We start from the raw sequence: 17,833 nt of genomic DNA on the forward strand, positions 1-17,833 counted from the left end.
ACACCCCATGACCACCGCCGTCGAGTTCCGCCTCAGCGAGGCCGAACACGCCCTGCTGCCCACGCCCGAGGAGGTGGCCCACTACCGCGAGCACGGCTGGTACCTGTCCCGGAAGCTGTTCAGCGACGAGGAACTGGACACCCTCCAGGCCGCCACCGAGCTCTACTACGGCGGCCACCGCGACCGCGAACTGCCCGCCCGCCCGCCGCGCCTGGCCGCCTGGGATCCCTCGCAGGGCCCGATCCAGCGGCACAACGACTACGTGCACTACGAGAGCGACGCCATCGGCGCGATCCTGCGCAAGCCGCTGATCGGCGCGGTGGCCGCCCTGCTGGCCGGCGCCGAGGAGATCCGGGTGTTCCAGGCGACCCTGATCTACAAGCCGCCGGTGCCCGGGGAGCCGAGCAACCAGGTGCCCTGGCACTTCGACAAGCACTACTGGCAGACCTCCACCTCGGAGGAGATGCTCACCGCGTTCATCCCGTTCCACGACTGCCGCGAGGAGAACGGCACCATCACCATGGTGGACGGCAGCCACCGCTGGCGGGAGCTGGACTCCGGCGAGGACTCCACCCGCCACTTCGCCGACCGCGACCGCACCCAACTCGACGACATCCTGGCCGCCAACGCCGCCCACAACGGGCAGCAGGTGCGCACCGTCCCGATGCACATCCCGCGCGGCCACATGTCCTTCCACCACTGCCGCACCTACCACGGCAGCGGCCCCAACCTGGCCTCCTTCCCCCGCCGGGCCGTCTCGCTGCACCTCCAGGACGGCGCCAACGAGTACCGCCGCCACACCCGGGCGGACGGCGGCCCGGTGGTGTACAACCACGACGTGCTGGTGCGCCGCACCGCCGACGGCCGGCCCGACTACGCGGACCCGCAGTTCTGCCCGACCATCTGGCGGGGGGCCCGGTGACGGCTCCCCCGGCGACCCTGCCCCCCGGCACCGCGGCCCCCGGCAGCGCGCCGCTGGACACGCCGGCCGAGCGCTACCGGATGCTGCGGCTGATCCGCGGCTTCGAGGAGCTGGCGCTCGGCCTGGTGAAGGCCGGCGCGATCCCCGGCGGCATCCACCCGTACATCGGGCAGGAGGCCGTCGCGGTCGGCGTCTGCTCGGCGCTCGGCCCCGCCGACCGGCTCACCAGCACCCACCGCGGCCACGGCCACGTGCTCGCCCGGGGCGCCGCACCGCACCGGCTGCTCGCCGAACTCGCGGGCCGCGTCGACGGGTTGAACGGCGGCCGGGGCGGCTCGATGCACGCCGCCGACCTCTCGCTCGGCATCCTCGGCGCCAACGGCATCGTCGGCGCCGGCGCCCCGATCGCGGTCGGCGCCGCCTGGACCGCCCGCCAGGCCGGGGACGGCCGGGTGGCCGTGGCCTTCTTCGGCGACGGCGCGCTCAACCAGGGCGTGCTGCTGGAGTCGTTCAACCTCGCCGCGATGTGGCGCCTGCCGGTGGTGTTCGTCTGCGAGAACAACGGCTACGCCACCACCCTGCCCGCCGCCACCGCGGTCGCGGGCAGCGCGACCGGGCGGGCCGCCGCCTTCGGCATCCCCGCCGAGGAGGTGGACGGCATGGACACCGAGGCCGTCCGCGCCGCCGCCCTGCGCGCGGTGGAGCGGGCCCGGTCCGGCGGCGGCCCCGGCTTCCTGGAATGCCGCACCTACCGCTACGAGGGCCACCACACCATGGAACGCCGGATGAAGCTGCACTACCGCACCCCCGAGGAGGTCGAGGCCTGGCGCGCCCGCGACCCGCTCCCCCGGGCCGCCGCCCAGCTGGAGCAGCCCGCCGTCGCCGAACTCGACGACGCGGTGGCCCGCCAGCTCGCCGCCGCCGAGGAGTTCGCCCTCGCCTCCGAACACCCCGACCCGGCCGACGCGTTGGACCACCTGTACGCCGACGGCCTGCGGCCCCGGGCCGGGGCGGTGGCATGACCAGGCTCTCGTACACCAAGGCCCTCAACCGGGCGATCGCCGACGAACTCGCCGACGACCCGGCGGTCTGCGTCTTCGGCGAGGACATCGGCGCCGGGATGGCCGGCCCGACGCTCGGCCTGCTGGACCGCTTCGGGCCCGAGCGGATCGTCGACACCCCGCTGTCCGAGCAGGCCTTCACCGCCATGGCGATCGGCGCGGCGCTCACCGGGCGGCGCCCGGTGCTGGAGTTCCAGATCCCCTCGCTGCTGTTCCTGGTCTTCGAGCAACTCGTCAACCAGGCACACAAGTTCTCGCTGATGACCGGCGGGCAGGCGAGCGTCCCGCTGACCTGCCTGGTGCCCGGATCGGGCTCCCGGGACGGCTGGGCCGGGCAGCACTCCGACCACCCGTACAGCCTGTTCGCGCACGCCGGGGTGAAGACCGTGGTGCCCGCCACCCCGACCGACGCCTACGGGCTGCTGCGCTCGGCGATCCGCGACCCGGACCCGGTCGTGGTGTTCGCGCCCGCCGCCGCCCTCCCGGTGCGCGAGACCGTCACCTGGGACCTCGCGCCGATCCCGCTCGGCCGGGCCCGGATCCACCGCCCCGGCACCGACGTCACCGTGGTCGCCGTCGGACACCTGGTGCACGACGCGCTCGCCGTGGCGGACGAGGTCGCCGAGGACATCTCGGTCGAAGTCCTCGACCCCCGCACGCTGTACCCCCTAGATTGGGCCGCGCTCGCAGCCTCGCTGGAACGCACCGGCCGGCTGGTCGTCTTCGACGACTCCAACCGCAGCTGCGGCTTCGCCGCGGAGGTGCTGGCCACCGCCTCCGAGGAGATGCGCCTGATCGCCCCGCCCCGCCGGGTCACCCGCCCCGACGGCGCCGTCCTGCCGTTCGCCCCCGCCCTCGACCGCGCCCTCCAGCCCGGCCGCGAGCAACTGCGCCATGCCCTGCACGCCGTCCTCAAGCACCCCTGAGCAGAAGGAGCCGCCTTGTCCACCAACCGCTACCACTGGGACCGTTCGCACCCCGGCCTGACCAGCCTCCAGCAGGCCATCGACCCGCTGCGCCGCGAGGTGGTCGGCCACGGCGTCTACGGCGGGCTGACCAGCATCGGGCGCGTCCGCACCTTCCTGGACAGCCACGTCTTCGCGGTCTGGGACTTCATGTCGCTGCTGAAGAGCCTGCAACGCGACCTCACCAGCGTCGAGGTCCCGTGGGTCCCGAGCGGGCCGACCGCCAGCCGCCGGCTGATCAACGAGATCGTGCTGGTCGAGGAGAGCGACGAACTCGGGGAGGGCTACACCAGCCACTTCGAGCTGTACGTCGAGGGCATGCGGCAGGCCGGCGCCGACCCGGGCCCGGTGGAGGAGTTCCTGGGGCTGCTGGGCACCGGCACCGCCGTCCCGCAGGCGCTGAAGGCCGCCGCGGTGCCGCAGGCCGCCGTCGACTTCACCGGCACCACCTGGTCGATCATCGAGAACGCGCCGGTGCACTGCCGGGCCGCCGCCTTCGCCTTCGGCCGCGAGGACCTGATCCCGGACATGTTCGCGCAGGTGGTCGGCATCGACGACCCGGACGGCGTGCTCACCGTCTTCAAGGACTACCTGGCCCGGCACATCGAGGTCGACGGCGAGCAGCACACCCCGATGGCGATGCAGATGCTGATCGACCTGTGCGGCGACGACCAGGCCAAGTGGGACGAGTGCGCCGAGACCGTCCGCACCGCGCTGCGCGCCCGGGTGCAGCTGTGGACGGCGATCGAGGCCGCCTTCGCGTAGCGCGGCCCAGGCGCGGCCCAGGCGCGGCTCACCCCGCGCGTCGCGGTACGACTCACGCCACGTGCGGTACGGCTCAGATCACCTTCGGGACGGCGGCGGCCGACGCGGGCAGTTCGTCCGCCGCCCTCCGGAAGCGGTGCAGCGCGGCCCGGCCCTCCGCCCCCCGCACCCGGGCGGCGAGCCGGGCCGGCAGCACCACGGTGGTCAGGTATCCGGTGCCGCCGAACCCCTCGACCGTCCAACTCACCCAGGGAAGCGGATAGTTGGCGGCCGGGCTGAAGAACACCGGCCGGTGCCCCTGGAAGCTCACCCGATAGGCCCCGAACCGGCTCCAGTTCGAGAAGCTGAACCGGCGCTCCTGCGGGTCGAAGCCCAGCGGCACGCAGTCCCGCAACCGGGAGCGGCCGAGCGAGGCCAGGAAGCCGAGATTGGAACGCAGGTTGAGGTGGGCGGCCGGGAACTCCTCGACCGCCGCCCGCAGCGCGCCCGCGAGCGCCGCCGGGCCGTCCTCGGGCCGGTACGACACGTGGACGTCGCCCAGCAGGTTGCCCACCAGGGCGGGTGAAAGTCCGAGCCAGCGCCGGGCGTTGACCGGTACGGTCAGCCAGCGCTCCGCCTCGTCGCCATCCAACTCCCTTATGGTGCTGACGACATGGGCGCATAGCACGTCACCGGAGGAGAGCCGTCGGCCGGCCGTCTCGCTGAACTCCGCGCGCATCCGCTCGACTTCGGCGTCCCCGAAGTAGATCTGGACGGTCCGGTTGGCCCGCGGACCGACCGCCACCTCGCGGGCCAGCAGCTGCGCCTGCGCCGTCGAGGGCACCCGGAAGCCGGGCCGTCCGCAGTCCTCGGCGGGGAGCACCCGGTCCAGCAACTCGTCCTGATCCTCGACCAGTTCGGCCTCCGGCAGCTCCTCGTCCTCGACCGCCGCCGACCAGATCCGCAGCAGCAGCATGAAGCTGTGCAGATCGCCGATCGCGTGGTGCCAGGAGCAGCCCAACACCGTCCCGCCGTCTCCGGTGCGGGTGACCCGGACGGTGAGCAGTGGTACGCCGCCACCGCGCGCGGCCGGGGCGTCCACCGGATCGACCAGTTCGGAGCCGGCGGCCGTCACCCGGCCCATCGCCTCGGCGAGCGTGCCGTCCACGGTGTAGACGTCCAGCGGGACGCCGGAGTCGTCGCAGACCGCTTCGAGGGCGCCTCCCCCGCCGGTGCGCAGCCGCCCGGCGAACACCGGCACCCGGTCGAGCGCGCGGGCCAGCCCGGCGGCCAGCCGGTCCTCGTCCAGCGCCTGGTCGAAGTAGAGCACGACCGAGACGGCGAGGTCCGCCAGCATGGTGTCCATCAGGCCGCAGTGCAGCACCGTTCCGGGGGCACGGCCGGCCCTGACAGTCCGGGATCTTCGCAACACCGGCCAACTACTCATGCGTTCCGTCCCCGATTGTTCGGCGGGTGGCGTGCGGGCACGCCGAACGATAGTGCCGCGCCGTCACAGTGGTCCAGTCCAATCCCGGGATCCGGAAAGGCCGCTGGACTGCTGCGGCGATAGAATGCCCAGCATGGGAGAGCGCCCGGGCGCACCCACCGCGCCGCCCCTCGTCCTGGTCACCGACACCGGGTCGCTGCTGATCGACCCGGCCCTGGCCTACCACCTCGGCCGCGACCCGACCAGCGAGGTCGTCCTGGACGACCCCCGGGTCTCCTGGCACCACGCCGTGCTGCGGGCCACCGACGGGCACTGGCTGCTGGAGGACGCCGGCAGCACCAACGGCACCTACGACCAGGGCCGCCGGGTCGACCGCGAGGACATCGGCCCCGGCACCCGGCTGCGCTTCGGCGACCCGGCCGACGGCCCGTCCGCGACCTTCGCCGGCCTGCCCCGCCCCGACCCCGGCGAACGGCCCTCCCTGCTCGCCCCGCAGGCCTCCGGCACCTTCCGCAGCCCTAGCTCGGTGCTCCAGCTGCCCGGCCGCACGGTCCGGATCGGCCGCTCGCACGACAACGACCTGGTCCTGGACGACCTCGTGGTCTCCCGCCACCACGCCGAACTGCGCGAACTGCCCGGCGGCGGCCACGAGATCGTCGACCTGGACAGCCACAACGGCACCTACCACAACGGCCGCCCGGTGCAGCGGGCAGCGGTCGGCCCGGCCGACATCGTCGGCATCGGCCACTCCGCGCTCTGCCTCGCCGACGACCACCTGGTCGAGTACACCGACACCGGCGAGATCTCCCTGGACGTGCGGCACCTGGTGGTCCGGGTCGGGTCCGACCACCGGGTGCTGCTGGACGACGTGAGCTTCCCGCTCGCCGAGAAGGCGCTGCTGGCGGTGGCCGGCCCGAGCGGCGCCGGCAAGTCCACCCTGCTCAACGCACTCACCGGGCTGCGCCCCGCCGACGAGGGCACCGTGCTGTACGACGGGCGCGACCTCTACCGCGACTACGCCGAACTGCGCCGCCGGATCGGCCTGGTGCCGCAGGACGACATCCTGCACACCCAGCTCACCGTCCGCCGCGCGCTCGGCTACGCCGCCGAGCTGCGCTTCCCCGGCGACACCGCGAAGCACGAGCGGGAGGCCCGGGTCGTCGAGGTGGTCCACGAGCTGGGTCTGGCCGGCCGGGCCGACCAGGTGATCGGCAGCCTCTCCGGAGGCCAGCGCAAGCGGGTCAGCGTCGCGCTGGAGCTGCTCACCAAGCCCTCGCTGCTGTTCCTCGACGAGCCGACCTCCGGTCTGGATCCGGGCATGGAGCGCTCGGTGATGCACATGCTGCGCGGGCTGGCCGACGACGGCCGGACGGTGGTCGTGGTGACGCACAGCGTGCTGAGCCTGAACGTGTGCGACCGCCTGCTGGTGCTCGCCCCCGGCGGCCGGACGGCCTACTACGGCCCGCCGGGCGAGGCACTGGCGTTCTTCGGCTTCGCGGAGTGGCCGGAGGCCTTCGAGGCCTTCGAGAACGAGGACCACGAGGCCTGGCAGCGCCGCTTCCGCACCTCCCCGCAGTACGAGCGGTACGTCGCCGCCGAGGCGGTGTCCCTGACTCCGGCCGCGGCACCGGGAGCGCCGGGGGCAGCGGGGCCGGCAGCGGAGCCGGCGCGGGCACCGGTGGCCGGGCGGGACCCGATCGGCTGGGAGAAGCCGCAGGGCTGGTTCTCCCAGCTGGGCACCCTGGTACGCCGGTACACCGCGGTGCTCGCCGCCGACCGGCTGTTCCTGACCATCATGGTGGTGCTGCCCTTCGTGATCGGCCTGATGTGCCGGGTGATGGCCGGCTCCCGGCTCACCCCGGACAACGCCGTGAACTGCCTGCTCACGCTGTGCATCGGCGGCCTGCTGACCGGCGCCGCCAACTCGGTGCGCGAGGTGGTCAAGGAGCGGGCGATCTACCGCCGGGAACGCGTGGTCGGACTGTCCAGATCCGCGTACCTGGTCTCCAAGGTGGTGGTGCTCGGCACGGTCACGGCCGCCCAGGCCGTCGTGCTGACCGTGGTCGGCCTGGCCGGGGTGGACCTCTCCTGGGCGGTGCCGACCGGGGTGGTGATGCCGCAGCTGCCCGAACTGATCATCGCGGTCGCGCTGCTGGCGTTCTCGGCGATGATGCTCGGCCTGGTGGTCTCGGCGATCGTGGACAAGGAGGAGGCCACCATGCCGCTGCTGGTGCTCCTCTCGGTGGTGCAGATCGTCTTCAGCGGCCTGATGCTCAAGCTGCACGGCGTGCCCGGGCTGGAGCAGTTCGCCTGGCTGATCCCGTCCCGCTGGGGCATGGCCGCGATGGCCCGCACCGTCGAGCTGCACGGCATCTTCCCGAGCTCGATCACCGCCGACCCGATGTTCCGCCACGAGCGCGCCGGCTGGCTGCTCGACATCGCGGTGCTGCCCGGCCTCGCGGTCGCGTACGGGCTGCTGGTGCTGGCCCTGCTGCGGCGGCACGAGCCCGCGATCATGCGGCGCTGAGTCCCGAACAGCGGCCCCGGGCCCCGGCCGACCAGCGCCGGTACAATGGGAAGCGACCTGTGGTGCGAGTCCCATCGCTATGACCGCGCGCAGCCGCGGGCTCGCGCGGCGGAGGAAATGTAGCCGCCCATGGACGAGTTCGCGTTCCGCCCCACCCACGTCGCCCCACCGGCCGGGATGGCCACCTGGGCGGCCCCGGACCCGGCCCGGCCCGCCACCCGGCTGGACGCGCTGCTGCCGGTGCGGGTGGTCGCCCGGCAGGGCGACTGGGCGCAGATCCTCTGCTCCAACGGCTGGACGGCCTGGGTCGACGGCCGCCTGCTGGTCGCCCTCCCGGAGCCGCCGCCCACCGCCGGGGGCCCGCCCACCCGGACGGCGGACCCGCGCCCGGCGCTCGTGGAGGCCGAGGCCGCGGTGGCCCGCTACCGCGCCCTGCTGGAGGACCTCGCGGCGGGCGCCCTGGACCTGGAGGCCTTCCGGGAGCGGACCCGTGGCCTGCGGATCGGCCTGGTCGTCGACGCCGAGGCTCTCTGGGTGTTCGACGCGGTGCGCGACCGCTGGTGCTACTGCGACGGGCTCCAGCTCCAGACGTACGCGGCCACCGACCGGCCGGTGCCCGGGCCGTCGCCCACACCGCCCTCCGCCCCGTCGCCCGCCCCCGCCGCCCCACCGGGGCCCGCGCCCGGTCCGTACGCCCCCACCCGGCCGGGCGCGCCGTGACCCCGGCCGAACGACCTCCCGAACGCCCCCTCGACCGGCCGGCCGCCCGGCCCGCGGCCCAGCCGGCCGAACGGGTGCCCGGAGACCGCCCCGACCGCCCCGGCCATGCCGACCAGCCGGACCACCCCGACCAGCTCGACCACCCCGACCGGCCGTCCGCACCCGGCCTGCCGGCCGGCATGGTCGGGCGCCGGATCGCGGGCTACCGGCTGGAGCGCGAGATCGGCCGCGGCGGCATGGCCGTGGTGTACCGGGCCAAGGACCTGCGGCTCGGCCGGACCGTCGCGGTCAAACTGCTCGCCCCCGAACTGGCCCGCAACGAGGTGTTCCGGCAGCGCTTCATGCACGAGTCCGAGGCCGCCGCCGCGATCGACCACCCGCACATCATCCCGGTGTTCGAGGCCGGCGAGCACGACGGCATCCTGTTCATCGCGATGCGCCACGTCGAGGGCGGCGACCTGCGCGGGCTGATGAACCGGGGAGGCCCCTTCTCGGCCGAGCGGACCGCCCGACTGGCCCTGCAGATCGCCTCCGCGCTCGACGCCGCGCACGACCACGACCTGGTCCACCGGGACGTCAAGCCCGGCAACGTGCTGGTCGCCGCCGGGACGGACAGCGAGCACCCCGAGCACCTGTACCTGGCGGACTTCGGCCTCACCAAGAAGTCCCTCTCGCTGAGCGGCCTGACCAGCGTCGGCCAGATCGTCGGAACGCTGGACTACGCCGCGCCCGAGCAGATCTCCGGCAGGCCGCTGGACGGGCGCTGCGACCAGTACGGCCTCGGCTGCGTGGTCTTCGAGATGCTCGCGGGCTCCCCGCCGTTCCGCCGGGAGAGCGACGTGGCGCTGCTCTGGGCGCACCTCAACGACCCGCCGCCCACCTTGCGCGACCACCGCCCCGACCTGCCCGCCGCCGTCGAGGCGGTGGTCGCCCGGGCGCTCGCCAAGGCCCCCCAGGACCGCTACGCCAGCTGCCTGCAGTTCGTCGCCGAGCTGCGCGCGGCCACCGCCGTCGTGCCCGGCCACGGCGCCGCGCCAAGGGCGTGGAGCGGGAACGGGAACGGGCCGCCGACCCGGGTCGTCCAGGCGGTCGTCCCCGGCCTCGCCGCGGCGGCCGTCGTGCCCGAGCCGCCCGCGTGGGCCGCCCCGGTCGTCCACCCGCCGCCGTGGTGAGCGCCGTACCGTCCACCGCCGTCCGCCCCCCAGGAAGCCGACCCCCAGGAAGCCGACCGCCATGAACGCCGTGAGCCAGGTCTTCGCCGTGATCGCCGCCGCGGTCCACCTCCTCGCGTGGCCGCTGGAGAGCTTCCTGTACGGCCACCCGCGGGTGCGCTTCCTGCTCACCGGCAGCACGGCGGACGCGCCGGAGGTCCGACTGTGGCGCTTCAACGTCGGCTTCTACAACCTGTTCCTGGCGCTCGGCCTGGTCGCCGGACTGGTCCTGCTGCACACCGGGCACGCCGCCTCCGGCCGCGCCGTGATCAGCTACGTCGCCGCTTTCATGGTCGCCGGCGGGATCACCCTCTTCGCCTCGGAGCCGAAGGTCTGGCGCGGCGCCCTCGCCCAGGCGCTGCCGGCGGCGGCGATCCTCATCGCCGAGGCGTTCTGAGCGCGCGCCGCCCGGCAGCCGTCAGCCCGCCCCGGGCACTTCCTTGCCGCCGGGCACTTCACCACCCGAAACCTCGCCGCCGGGGACATCGCCGCTGGAGACCTCGCCCCGGCGGCCGGTGCGGGCGGCCAGCAGGGCGCCCAGCGCACCGGTCAGCAGGCCCCAGCCCGCCGCCAGCGGGACGGCCGTCCACAGCACCGGGCGCAGGGTGAGGCTGCCGCCACCGAGGCCGGCCAGCGGGTTGGCGCCGCCGAGGAGCGAGCCGATCAGGTCGCCGAGGCCGCCCTGGCCGACGCCGACGCCGAGCACCGACAGCCCGTAGTCGGCGTCCGCCCTGGTCCAGAGCCCGACCAGCAGTACCGTCACCGCGCCGGCCAGGGCGAACCGGACGGCGTGCTGCCAGAGCCGGACGGTGCGCGGCGAGCGGTACGCGGCGAGGAAGCCGGCCGCGAGCAGCAGCACGGCGGCCAGCGGCAGCAGCCACCAGCTGCGCGCGTCCTGGTCGGCGAGGGTGCCCAGGCTGATGGTGGCCTGCTGCCCGTCCGGTGCCCGCAGCACCTCGGCGAGCGGCCTGGGCACCGGCAGGCCGAGCGCGCCGCTGAGCCGCCCGTGCCACTGCGCGCCGAGCCCGACGCCGAAGGCGAGCCAGACCAGGTCGGGCAGGGCGAGCAGCAGCACGGCCAGGGTCTGCCGGGCGTTGCCGTGCACGATCGCGGTCAGCACCCCGGCCGCCAGCCCGATCACCAGGTACGCCAGCAGGACCAGCCAGAGCGCGAACGCGGCCGGGCGGACGGCCAGTTGGTAGGGCAGCAGAGCGCGCGGCAGCGGCGCCCGCCGGGACACCGCGAAGGTGCCCGCGAGGACGACGAGCAGCCAGGCCAGCCCGATGCCGACCGTGCTCGGGGCATCCGCGTGGAAGCCGACCTCCGGGGTGAGCCCGAGCGCGCCGCCGATGGTCTGCGCCAGGTCGCCGCCGAGCGGGACGTCGAAGGTGTGCCGGGCGCCGAGGGTGAGCAGCGCGAGGGCGACCAGCCAGATCACCACCGTGCGGGCGATCCGGCCGAGCAGTTCGCCGCCGCCGGCCACCGCGCGGAAACGCAGCTGACGCAGGAATACCTCGGCCATCACCACCGCGCCGGCCAGCGAGACGGACAGCGGCATGGCGCTGATCCCGGCATCCACTGCGGCGAACTGCCCAGCCCCACCGTCGAGTTGGATGGATCCGCCGACGGCCAGCGCCACCGCCCCGGCCAGCACGGCCGGGAAGCCGCCGCCCGGGAGGTCGTCGGCGCCGGCCAGCCAGAGACCGAGCGCGGCCACCGCCGCCATGGCGGCGAACCCGGCCAGCACCACGGCGAGTGCGTCCAGCCAGCCGCGCAGGGCGCCGGGCGGGCCCGCGACCCGGGTGGTGGGCTGCTGCATGGCGCCTCCTCGGTGCGTCGGGCTTCGCGTTCCAGGGTGGCCGACAGCGGGCGGGCACGCTCGGCGACGGCCCCCGCACCTGCTGTTGCGGCGGGTGGGGAGCCGGGGGGAAATGGAGGCCAGTGGCAGGAGCTTCCCGGGTCGGCGCGTCCGTCGGCCGCCTGCGAAACGGAGCCTCGATGAGTTCCCAACCGCCGCCGTCCGGCCCGCCGAGCGAACCGCCCCACGGCCCCCCGTCCGGCCCGCTGGCCGGTCCCCCGTCGGGCGGCGGCCGGTTCGGGCCGCCGTCCGGGGCATCCGGCCCGTCCGGTCCGTCCGGCCCCCCGTCCGGGCCGCCTGGTCCGCCCGGCCCGCCCTCCGGGGACGGTCGGGGGCCGCACACGCCGTGGTGGCGCTCCGGGCGGGGGCTCGCGTTGGCCGCCGGCACGCTGGCGGTGGCCGCGGTGGCCACGGTGCTGATCGTGAACAGCCAGGGTGGTGGTCACCACGACACCCTGCCGGCCGCCAACGAGGTGGCCCTCCAGGCCCCGGCCGACCCGGGGCCGGACCCGTTCACCCCATCGGTGGAAACCCAGGGGGTGAGCGCCCCCGCCCCTGCCCAGGCGCCGCAGTCCGCCCAGGCAGCGCAGTCCGGGCCGGGCGGCCGGTCCACGGCCGCCTCCCCGGCGGTGATCCACAGCGTCGAGGGCAGCTCCGCCGGGCTGTACGGCGGGACGATGACCAAGCCCAGCTGCGACACCGAGCGCCTGATCGGGATGGTCTCCAGCGGGGACGCCGGCCGCGCCTGGGCCTCCGCCGCGGGCGTCCAGCAGTCCGACGTCCCGTCCTACCTGCGCTCGCTGACCTCGGCCTACCTGCGGGTGGACACCCGGGTCACCAACCACAACTACAAGAGCGGCGCCGTCGTCGAGTACCAGTCCGCGCTCCAGGCCGGCACCGCCGTCCTGGTGGACGCCCAGGGCGTGCCCCGGGTGCGCTGCTCCTGCGGCAACCCGCTGAAGCCGCCGGTGCTGGTGAGCGACGCCAAGTACACCGGGAAGGCATGGGCCGGCTTCCACCCGACCACGCTGGTCGTCGTGGTGCCCGCGCCGCAGCCGGTGACCGAGATCATCCTGGTGAACATCGAGACGGGCGGCTGGTTCTCCCGGCTGACCGGGCGGATCGACGTGGTCGACCGGAACGTCGGACCGCCCAAGGGGCCGCTGGCGCCCGGCATCCCGCCGCCGGGGAAGATGACGCCCACCACGCCGGCGGGCACGGCCTCGACGTCGCACTCGACCTCCGGGGCGACCTCCGCCTCGACCTCCGGGGCGACCTCCGGGTCCGGCTCGGCGACGACCTCGGGTTCGACCTCCTCGGGAGCGACGTCCTCGGGCGCCTCGACCGGGACGGGCTCCGCCTCGGCAACGTCGTCCACCTCCTCGGGCGCCCCGACCGGGACGACCAGGTCGACCGGCACCGCGTCCGCGTCCACCGGCTCCTCGGCCAGCTCGTCCACGGGGTCGTCCACCACCAAGACGCCGACCCAGACGCCGAGCACCAAGGCCCCGGAGAGCACGACCGGCTCCACCGCGACGAACACCACCAACGGCACCACCGCGACGACCACCACGACGACCACCGAGCCCCCGAAGACCGCGACGGCCGGGAGCGCCACCCCCAGCTGATCCGCCCGACTCCCCGGCACCGCCCGCCGCCCATCCGCCGCCGGTGGCGGCGCACCTCAGGGCAGCAGCACCTCGGCGTCCTCGGGCCCCAGCGCCCGGCCGCCGGCCACACGGACCTCCATCGCCTCGATCGGCGCGCCCGTCCCGCGTTCCACCAGCCGGGCGCGCGGCTCGCCCTCAGCGAAGAACCACTGGTCGCCCCACTGCCGCAGCGCCGTGATCACCGGGAAGAGGGCGCGCCCCTTCTCGGTCAGCACGTACTCCTGGTACGGGCTGCCGTCGGCGGCCGGCGCGAGCGCGAACACCCCGTTGGCGACCAGGTTGGCGAGGCGGGCCGAGAGGATGTTCCTGGCGAGGCCCAGGTTCTTCTGGAACTGGCCGAAGCGGCGCAGCCCGTCGAAGGCGTCGCGGACGATCAGCAGCGTCCAACCGTCGCCGACGACGTCGAGCGGGCGGGCGACCGGGCAGGTCGACTCCTCGTGCGTGGTGCGCTTCGGCACTTCTCCCACCTTCCACCGGTCGGCGCCCAGCCTATCGGCGAGTCGCGCGGTTGCTTATTGAAACCACATTATGCCAGGGTGGCGTGGTAGCACTTTGAAACCAGTCGGCCGTGCCCGCCACCAGGAAGACCCGCCCATGACCTCGCCCACCCGCGCCACCGCCGCCGAAGCACCCTCACGTGGCCTGCCACCCGCCGCCGCCTGGCTCCTCTCCGTCGCCTGCGGCCTCGCCGTCGCCAACGTCTACTACTCACAGCCCCTGCTCGACCTCATCGCCGCGGACTACGGCATCGACCCGGCCACCATCGGCCTCGTCGGCACCCTCACCCAGACGGGCTACGCGCTCGGCCTGCTGCTGCTCGTCCCGCTCGGCGACCGCGTCAACCGCCGCACCCTCACGACCGCCCAGCTCGGGCTCTCCGTGCTCGCCCTCGCCGCCGTCGCGCTCGCCCCCTCCGCGTTGCTGATGCTCGCCGCGATGGCTGCCGTCGGCGTCCTCGCGGTGGTCGCCCAGGTCGTCGTCGCGTACGCGGCCTCGCTCGCCGCGCCCGCCGACCGGGGCCGGGTGGTCGGCACCGTCACCAGCGGCATCGTGGTCGGCATCCTGCTCGCCCGCACCGTCGCCGGCACCATCGGCGACCTGGCCGGCTGGCGCGCCGTCTACGTGGTGTCCGCCGTCGCCACCGGCGCGATGGCCCTCGCCGTCGCGGTCGTCCTCCCGGCCGAACGCCACCGACCGTCGGCGCAGACCGAGCAGACCGAGCAGACCGAGCAGACCTCGCAGACCGCACGGATCAGCTACCCCCGGCTGATCGGCTCGGTGTTCACACTCTTCGCCGAGGAGCCCGTGCTCCGCGCCCGGGCGGTCCTCGCGCTGCTCACCTTCACCTCCATCACCGTCCTGCTCACCCCGATGGTGCTCCCGCTCGCCGCCCCGCCGTTCAGCCTCAGTCACACCCAGATCGGGCTGTTCGGCCTGGCCGGCGCCGCCGGAGCCCTGGGCGCCGGCCACGCGGGCCGCCAGGCCGACCGCGGCCGGGCCGAACGTACCGCCGGCATCGGCCTGTTGGCCATGCTCGCCGCCTGGATCCCGGCGGCCCTGCTGCCGCACTCGGTGTGGTGGCTGGTGCTCGCCATGGTGGTGATCGACTACGGCCTGCAGTCCGTGCACGTGGTCAACCAGCACCTGCTGTACCAGGTCCGCCCCGAGGCGCAGAGCCGGCTCACCGCCGGGTACATGCTCCTCTACTCCGCCGGCTGCGCGGCGGGCGCGATCGGCTCCACCGTCGTCTACGAGCGCTGGGGCTGGACGGCCGTCTGCCTCCTCGGCGCGGCCACCAGCCTGGCCGCACTGCTCTACTGGCTTGCCAGGAAGCAGAATTGACGAAACCCCCGAACCGCTCCTCCCCCTGATCCGACGGCGCGTCACGAGGCGGGTATCGTCCCGGCCATGAAGGCAGTGTTACGCCGGGTGTGGTCCCTTCCGTTGGCGGGCGCGGTGGTCTCGCTGCTGGTGCTCTGCTGGAGCCTGTTCGCCGCGTCCGCGCAGTGGCGGGCCGCGAGCCGGATAGACGCCGCGCCGCTGCGGGTGGACGGGACGGTCAGCGCCGTGGCCCTGCGCAAGGGCGGCTGGCTCTACACCGTCACCTACCGGGTGGGGGATCGCGACTACCGCACGTCGGCGCTCGGCCTCAAACGGGTCGAGAAGCCGCACGTCGGGATGACCGTCCCCCTGGAGGCGGCGGCGGACGACCCGGCCACCGTCCGCGTGGCCGGTGACCACTACCCCAACGACGACATGCCCGCGACCTACGTGCTGGCCGCGGTGGGCGCCACGGCGGTCCTGCTGTGGCTGGTCGGCCTGCTCGTCCAGCGCGCCCGGGGCCGGACTCCCCTCCCGTGACGGCCGGTTCGGCCGCCGGGCCGGTTCGCCCGCCGCCTCGTGGGTGCGGCCGCGCGGCGCCCGCCGCCGCCCGTCAGTCCACGCAGGGGATGCCGCCGGCCTTGACGGCGGGGCCCTGCATGGGGAGGCCGGCGGCGGGGTCGGTGGTCGCGTCGCCCGGCCCGGTGGCGGCGGAGGGGCTGGGGGTGCGGGTGACGGCGAGGGTGACGACGATGTGGCCGGGGGCGACGACGGCGGCTGCGGTGGCGGTGACGCCGTAGCGGGTGGCGAGCTGCTGGGCGTCGGCCTTGGCGCCGCTGCCGTAGGTGACGGTGGTGGCCCTGGTCCTGGCGGCGGCGTCGCCGATCTTCCCCGGCTGGTAGCCGAGTTCGGTGAGGGCCTTGGACTCGGTGGCGGCCGCGCCGGCGCCCGCGACGGCGTTGACGTCCACGACGGCCCTGGTCACGGTCGGGGAAGCCGCGGACGGCGAGGGGGTGGCGGTCTCGGCGGCCGTCTCGGTGGGCGCGGGGACGGCCTGGACGGGGGCCGGCTCGCGGTTGAACAGCTGCCGGACGATCTTCTTGATCAGCTCCGGGTTGACGGTGTTGACCTCCTGGCCGCCGACGGTCTTGAACCCGGTGATCGGCAGGGTGTTGAACTCGACGTTCCCGCCGGTGAGGTTGGGCGCCTGCTGGGCGAAGTCGAGGATGTTCCACTCGTTGTCGATGACGACGTCCTTCTTCACCACCCCGAACAGCTTCTGCATCTGCCCGAAGTCGTTGAGGATGCCCTGCTGCTTGAGCCGGTACTCGACGGAGGAGATGAACGCCTGCTGCCGGTGGGTGCGGTCGAGGTCGCCGTTGGCGAGGTGGTGGCGCTGGCGGACGAAGGAGAGGGCCTGGGCGGCGTTGAGGGAGCTGATGCCGGCGGGGAGCTTGAGGCCGGTTCCGCCGCCCTCGTGGGCGGCGGTACGGGCGATGATCGGATCGTCGACGGGGTGGTTGAGGCAGACCTGGATCGGCTCGACGGCCTTGGCGATGTCGTAGAAGCCGATCAGGTTGACCTCGGCGAAGTGGTCGATCGGGACGTCGAGGAAGCTCTGCACGGTCTGGATGGTGGCGGAGCGCCCGGCTTCGCGGCTCTGCCGTTCCAGGTCGGCCTTGGAGAGCCCCTTGCCGGCGAGTTTCTGCTCGGCGGCCACCTTGGCGATGCCGTAGGCCTCCTTGATCTTGTGCATCTTGCCGTCGGCGCCGGCGGTCTGCACGTAGTCGTCGCGCGGGACGGACAGCGCGGTGACCTTGCCGCCGTTGGCCGGGATGTGCAGGACGATCAGGGCGTTGGTGTTGTAGCCGCCGATCTCGCTCGACCCGGCGTGCAGTTCGTCCTCGACGAACTGCTTGGGCAGGTCGTTGCCGTCCATGTCCTTGCGGCTGTCGAGGCCGATCAGCAGCAGGTTGACGGACTTGTCGAGGTGGGGCGGGGCGTTCTTCTTGGCCTCGCTCAGCGCGGTGGACTTGGTCATGCCGTCGTCGAGGCTGCGGTACTCGTACCAGGTGAAGCCGCTGGCACCGAGGACGGCGACGGAGACGGTGCAGGCAAGGGTGCGCCCGGCGACGGTCAGCGGGGCGGTGCCGCGGCGCGGGGCGCGGCCGCGCGGGCGGAGGCGGGCGGCGCGATCAGCCACGACGGCTCCTTCCGGTCGGGGTGCCCGCACTGCGGGGCCGTCGGCGGTCGAGCGCGACGCGGACCGCGACGACCAGCAGCGCGACCCCCACCGCCGCCGCCATCACCGGGAACGCCCCCACCACCCACCGCAGCGCGCCGGTGCCGAGCTGCTTGCCCTGGTACGCGTCCCGGTTCGCCAGGTACTCGATGCCGGCGGCGCCGAGCAGCACCACGAGCGGGGCCGCGGTGACGACCCACCAGCGGCCGGCCCGGCTGCACAGCGCCGCCGCGGCGCCCGTCCCGCCGACCGCACCGACCGCGAAGAGCACGCCGACGCCGGGGCCGCCGAGTTCGTCCGCGACACCGCCGAGGACGGGCAGGCCGACGGCGGTGAGCAGCACCGTCAGCCGGCCTCCCCGGCGGGCCTGCGGCCGGCGGCGGGAGGCCGCGGTCCGTGGCGGGCGGGCGGCGGGTGGCGCGGCGGGCTCCGCCCGGTCGGCCGCGCGCGAGCGCTGCGCGGGCAGGGCGGGGTCCTCGGTGCGCGGTCCCGCGTCCTGGTACGGCGTTCTCGCCCGCTGCCCGGCCATGCGCACTTCCCTCGCTCGTTTCGGCTGCCGCGGCGCGTGCGCGCCGCCGTGCGTGCCGGGACGCGTTCCGTCCTGGTGGCGGTTCCCAACTTCTACAGTTCTGTAGAAGTTGGGCT

Annotated in this window: 16 protein-coding genes; 11 read left to right on the forward strand and 5 right to left on the reverse strand. The window is 74.5% G+C overall.

Annotated features, from left to right (window positions below; genetic code table 11):
• Positions 1-7 precede the first annotated feature (7 nt).
• From ACIOGZ_RS05510 to ACIOGZ_RS05525, 4 genes are read left to right on the forward strand one after another with little or no spacing between them, the layout of a single operon-like run.
• A complete protein-coding gene (locus ACIOGZ_RS05510) occupies positions 8-922 on the forward strand; it encodes a phytanoyl-CoA dioxygenase family protein (RefSeq protein WP_363582524.1) in 915 nt (304 codons plus the stop codon).
• Positions 919-1,944, forward strand: coding sequence for a thiamine pyrophosphate-dependent dehydrogenase E1 component subunit alpha (locus ACIOGZ_RS05515; RefSeq protein WP_363582522.1), 1,026 nt, complete (start codon positions 919-921; stop codon positions 1,942-1,944). Before ACIOGZ_RS05510 ends, ACIOGZ_RS05515 begins: the two co-directional genes overlap by 4 nt.
• Positions 1,941-2,909: a transketolase C-terminal domain-containing protein gene (locus ACIOGZ_RS05520; protein WP_363582520.1), complete on the forward strand. Its 969-nt coding sequence runs from the start codon at positions 1,941-1,943 to the stop codon at positions 2,907-2,909. The genes ACIOGZ_RS05515 and ACIOGZ_RS05520 overlap by 4 nt, the downstream gene beginning before the upstream one ends.
• Before the next feature lie 15 nt (positions 2,910-2,924).
• Positions 2,925-3,713 (forward strand): DUF3050 domain-containing protein, encoded by a 789-nt coding sequence (locus ACIOGZ_RS05525; protein ID WP_363582518.1) that lies wholly within the window; start codon positions 2,925-2,927, stop codon positions 3,711-3,713.
• Positions 3,714-3,786: 73 nt separating this feature from the next.
• Here the strand turns inward: ACIOGZ_RS05525 and ACIOGZ_RS05530 are convergent, their stop codons facing one another.
• Complete coding sequence (locus ACIOGZ_RS05530) at positions 3,787-5,058, reverse strand: acyltransferase (RefSeq protein WP_363582516.1); 1,272 nt, start codon at positions 5,056-5,058, stop codon at positions 3,787-3,789.
• A 214-nt stretch (positions 5,059-5,272) separates the two neighbouring features.
• Between ACIOGZ_RS05530 and ACIOGZ_RS05535 the strand changes: the two genes are divergently transcribed.
• From ACIOGZ_RS05535 to ACIOGZ_RS05550, 4 genes are all read left to right on the forward strand, one after another.
• Positions 5,273-7,666: an FHA domain-containing protein gene (locus ACIOGZ_RS05535; protein WP_363582514.1), complete on the forward strand. Its 2,394-nt coding sequence runs from the start codon at positions 5,273-5,275 to the stop codon at positions 7,664-7,666.
• 129 nt (positions 7,667-7,795) lie between these two features.
• The gene (locus ACIOGZ_RS05540) at positions 7,796-8,386 is read left to right on the forward strand and encodes a hypothetical protein (protein ID WP_363582512.1); all 591 of its coding nucleotides are present in this window, start codon (positions 7,796-7,798) and stop codon (positions 8,384-8,386) included.
• 179 nt (positions 8,387-8,565) lie between these two features.
• The gene (locus tag ACIOGZ_RS05545; protein WP_363582767.1) at positions 8,566-9,558 is read left to right on the forward strand and encodes a serine/threonine-protein kinase; all 993 of its coding nucleotides are present in this window, start codon (positions 8,566-8,568) and stop codon (positions 9,556-9,558) included.
• A gap of 61 nt (positions 9,559-9,619) precedes the next feature.
• Positions 9,620-9,994, forward strand: coding sequence for a DUF1304 family protein (locus ACIOGZ_RS05550; protein WP_350885526.1), 375 nt, complete (start codon positions 9,620-9,622; stop codon positions 9,992-9,994).
• Positions 9,995-10,015: 21 nt separating this feature from the next.
• On the opposite strand, the gene ACIOGZ_RS05555 is transcribed toward ACIOGZ_RS05550, so the two are convergent.
• Positions 10,016-11,416 (reverse strand): streptophobe family protein, encoded by a 1,401-nt coding sequence (locus ACIOGZ_RS05555; protein WP_363582510.1) that lies wholly within the window; start codon positions 11,414-11,416, stop codon positions 10,016-10,018.
• Positions 11,417-11,829: 413 nt separating this feature from the next.
• Here ACIOGZ_RS05555 and ACIOGZ_RS05560 point away from each other — a divergent pair, with 413 nt between their 5' ends.
• Positions 11,830-13,083 carry a DUF6777 domain-containing protein gene (locus ACIOGZ_RS05560; protein WP_400984985.1) on the forward strand — a complete coding sequence of 418 codons (1,254 nt, stop codon included), beginning with the start codon at positions 11,830-11,832 and terminating at the stop codon, positions 13,081-13,083.
• 56 nt (positions 13,084-13,139) lie between these two features.
• Here ACIOGZ_RS05560 and ACIOGZ_RS05565 read toward each other — a convergent pair whose 3' ends face one another.
• Positions 13,140-13,583 carry a winged helix-turn-helix transcriptional regulator gene (locus ACIOGZ_RS05565; RefSeq protein WP_400984987.1) on the reverse strand — a complete coding sequence of 148 codons (444 nt, stop codon included), beginning with the start codon at positions 13,581-13,583 and terminating at the stop codon, positions 13,140-13,142.
• 136 nt (positions 13,584-13,719) lie between these two features.
• Here ACIOGZ_RS05565 and ACIOGZ_RS05570 point away from each other — a divergent pair, with 136 nt between their 5' ends.
• Positions 13,720-14,967 carry an MFS transporter gene (locus ACIOGZ_RS05570; RefSeq protein WP_400984988.1) on the forward strand — a complete coding sequence of 416 codons (1,248 nt, stop codon included), beginning with the start codon at positions 13,720-13,722 and terminating at the stop codon, positions 14,965-14,967.
• 66 nt (positions 14,968-15,033) lie between these two features.
• Positions 15,034-15,486 carry a hypothetical protein gene (locus tag ACIOGZ_RS05575; protein ID WP_363582502.1) on the forward strand — a complete coding sequence of 151 codons (453 nt, stop codon included), beginning with the start codon at positions 15,034-15,036 and terminating at the stop codon, positions 15,484-15,486.
• 73 nt (positions 15,487-15,559) lie between these two features.
• Here ACIOGZ_RS05575 and ACIOGZ_RS05580 read toward each other — a convergent pair whose 3' ends face one another.
• Together ACIOGZ_RS05580 and ACIOGZ_RS05585 are read right to left on the reverse strand one after the other, a co-directional pair.
• Positions 15,560-17,149, reverse strand: coding sequence for an LCP family protein (locus tag ACIOGZ_RS05580; RefSeq protein WP_400984990.1), 1,590 nt, complete (start codon positions 17,147-17,149; stop codon positions 15,560-15,562).
• Positions 17,142-17,717 (reverse strand): DUF6542 domain-containing protein, encoded by a 576-nt coding sequence (locus ACIOGZ_RS05585; RefSeq protein ID WP_363582498.1) that lies wholly within the window; start codon positions 17,715-17,717, stop codon positions 17,142-17,144. Before ACIOGZ_RS05585 ends, ACIOGZ_RS05580 begins: the two co-directional genes overlap by 8 nt.
• Positions 17,718-17,833: the final 116 nt, after the last annotated feature.

This window comes from Kitasatospora sp. NPDC088160 (assembly GCF_044741445.1).
Classification (GTDB): Bacteria; Actinomycetota; Actinomycetes; order Streptomycetales; family Streptomycetaceae; genus Kitasatospora.

Coding starts and splice junctions, on each gene's coding strand:
- ACIOGZ_RS05510 (WP_363582524.1), top strand. CDS start 8: ATGACCACCGCCGTCGAGTTCCGCCTCAGCGAGGCCGAACACGCCCTG.
- ACIOGZ_RS05555 (WP_363582510.1), bottom strand. CDS start 11,416: ATGCAGCAGCCCACCACCCGGGTCGCGGGCCCGCCCGGCGCCCTGCGC.
- ACIOGZ_RS05550 (WP_350885526.1), top strand. CDS start 9,620: ATGAACGCCGTGAGCCAGGTCTTCGCCGTGATCGCCGCCGCGGTCCAC.
- ACIOGZ_RS05585 (WP_363582498.1), bottom strand. CDS start 17,717: ATGGCCGGGCAGCGGGCGAGAACGCCGTACCAGGACGCGGGACCGCGC.
- ACIOGZ_RS05570 (WP_400984988.1), top strand. CDS start 13,720: ATGACCTCGCCCACCCGCGCCACCGCCGCCGAAGCACCCTCACGTGGC.
- ACIOGZ_RS05530 (WP_363582516.1), bottom strand. CDS start 5,058: ATGGACACCATGCTGGCGGACCTCGCCGTCTCGGTCGTGCTCTACTTC.
- ACIOGZ_RS05520 (WP_363582520.1), top strand. CDS start 1,941: ATGACCAGGCTCTCGTACACCAAGGCCCTCAACCGGGCGATCGCCGAC.
- ACIOGZ_RS05540 (WP_363582512.1), top strand. CDS start 7,796: ATGGACGAGTTCGCGTTCCGCCCCACCCACGTCGCCCCACCGGCCGGG.
- ACIOGZ_RS05535 (WP_363582514.1), top strand. CDS start 5,273: ATGGGAGAGCGCCCGGGCGCACCCACCGCGCCGCCCCTCGTCCTGGTC.
- ACIOGZ_RS05545 (WP_363582767.1), top strand. CDS start 8,566: ATGGTCGGGCGCCGGATCGCGGGCTACCGGCTGGAGCGCGAGATCGGC.
- ACIOGZ_RS05575 (WP_363582502.1), top strand. CDS start 15,034: ATGAAGGCAGTGTTACGCCGGGTGTGGTCCCTTCCGTTGGCGGGCGCG.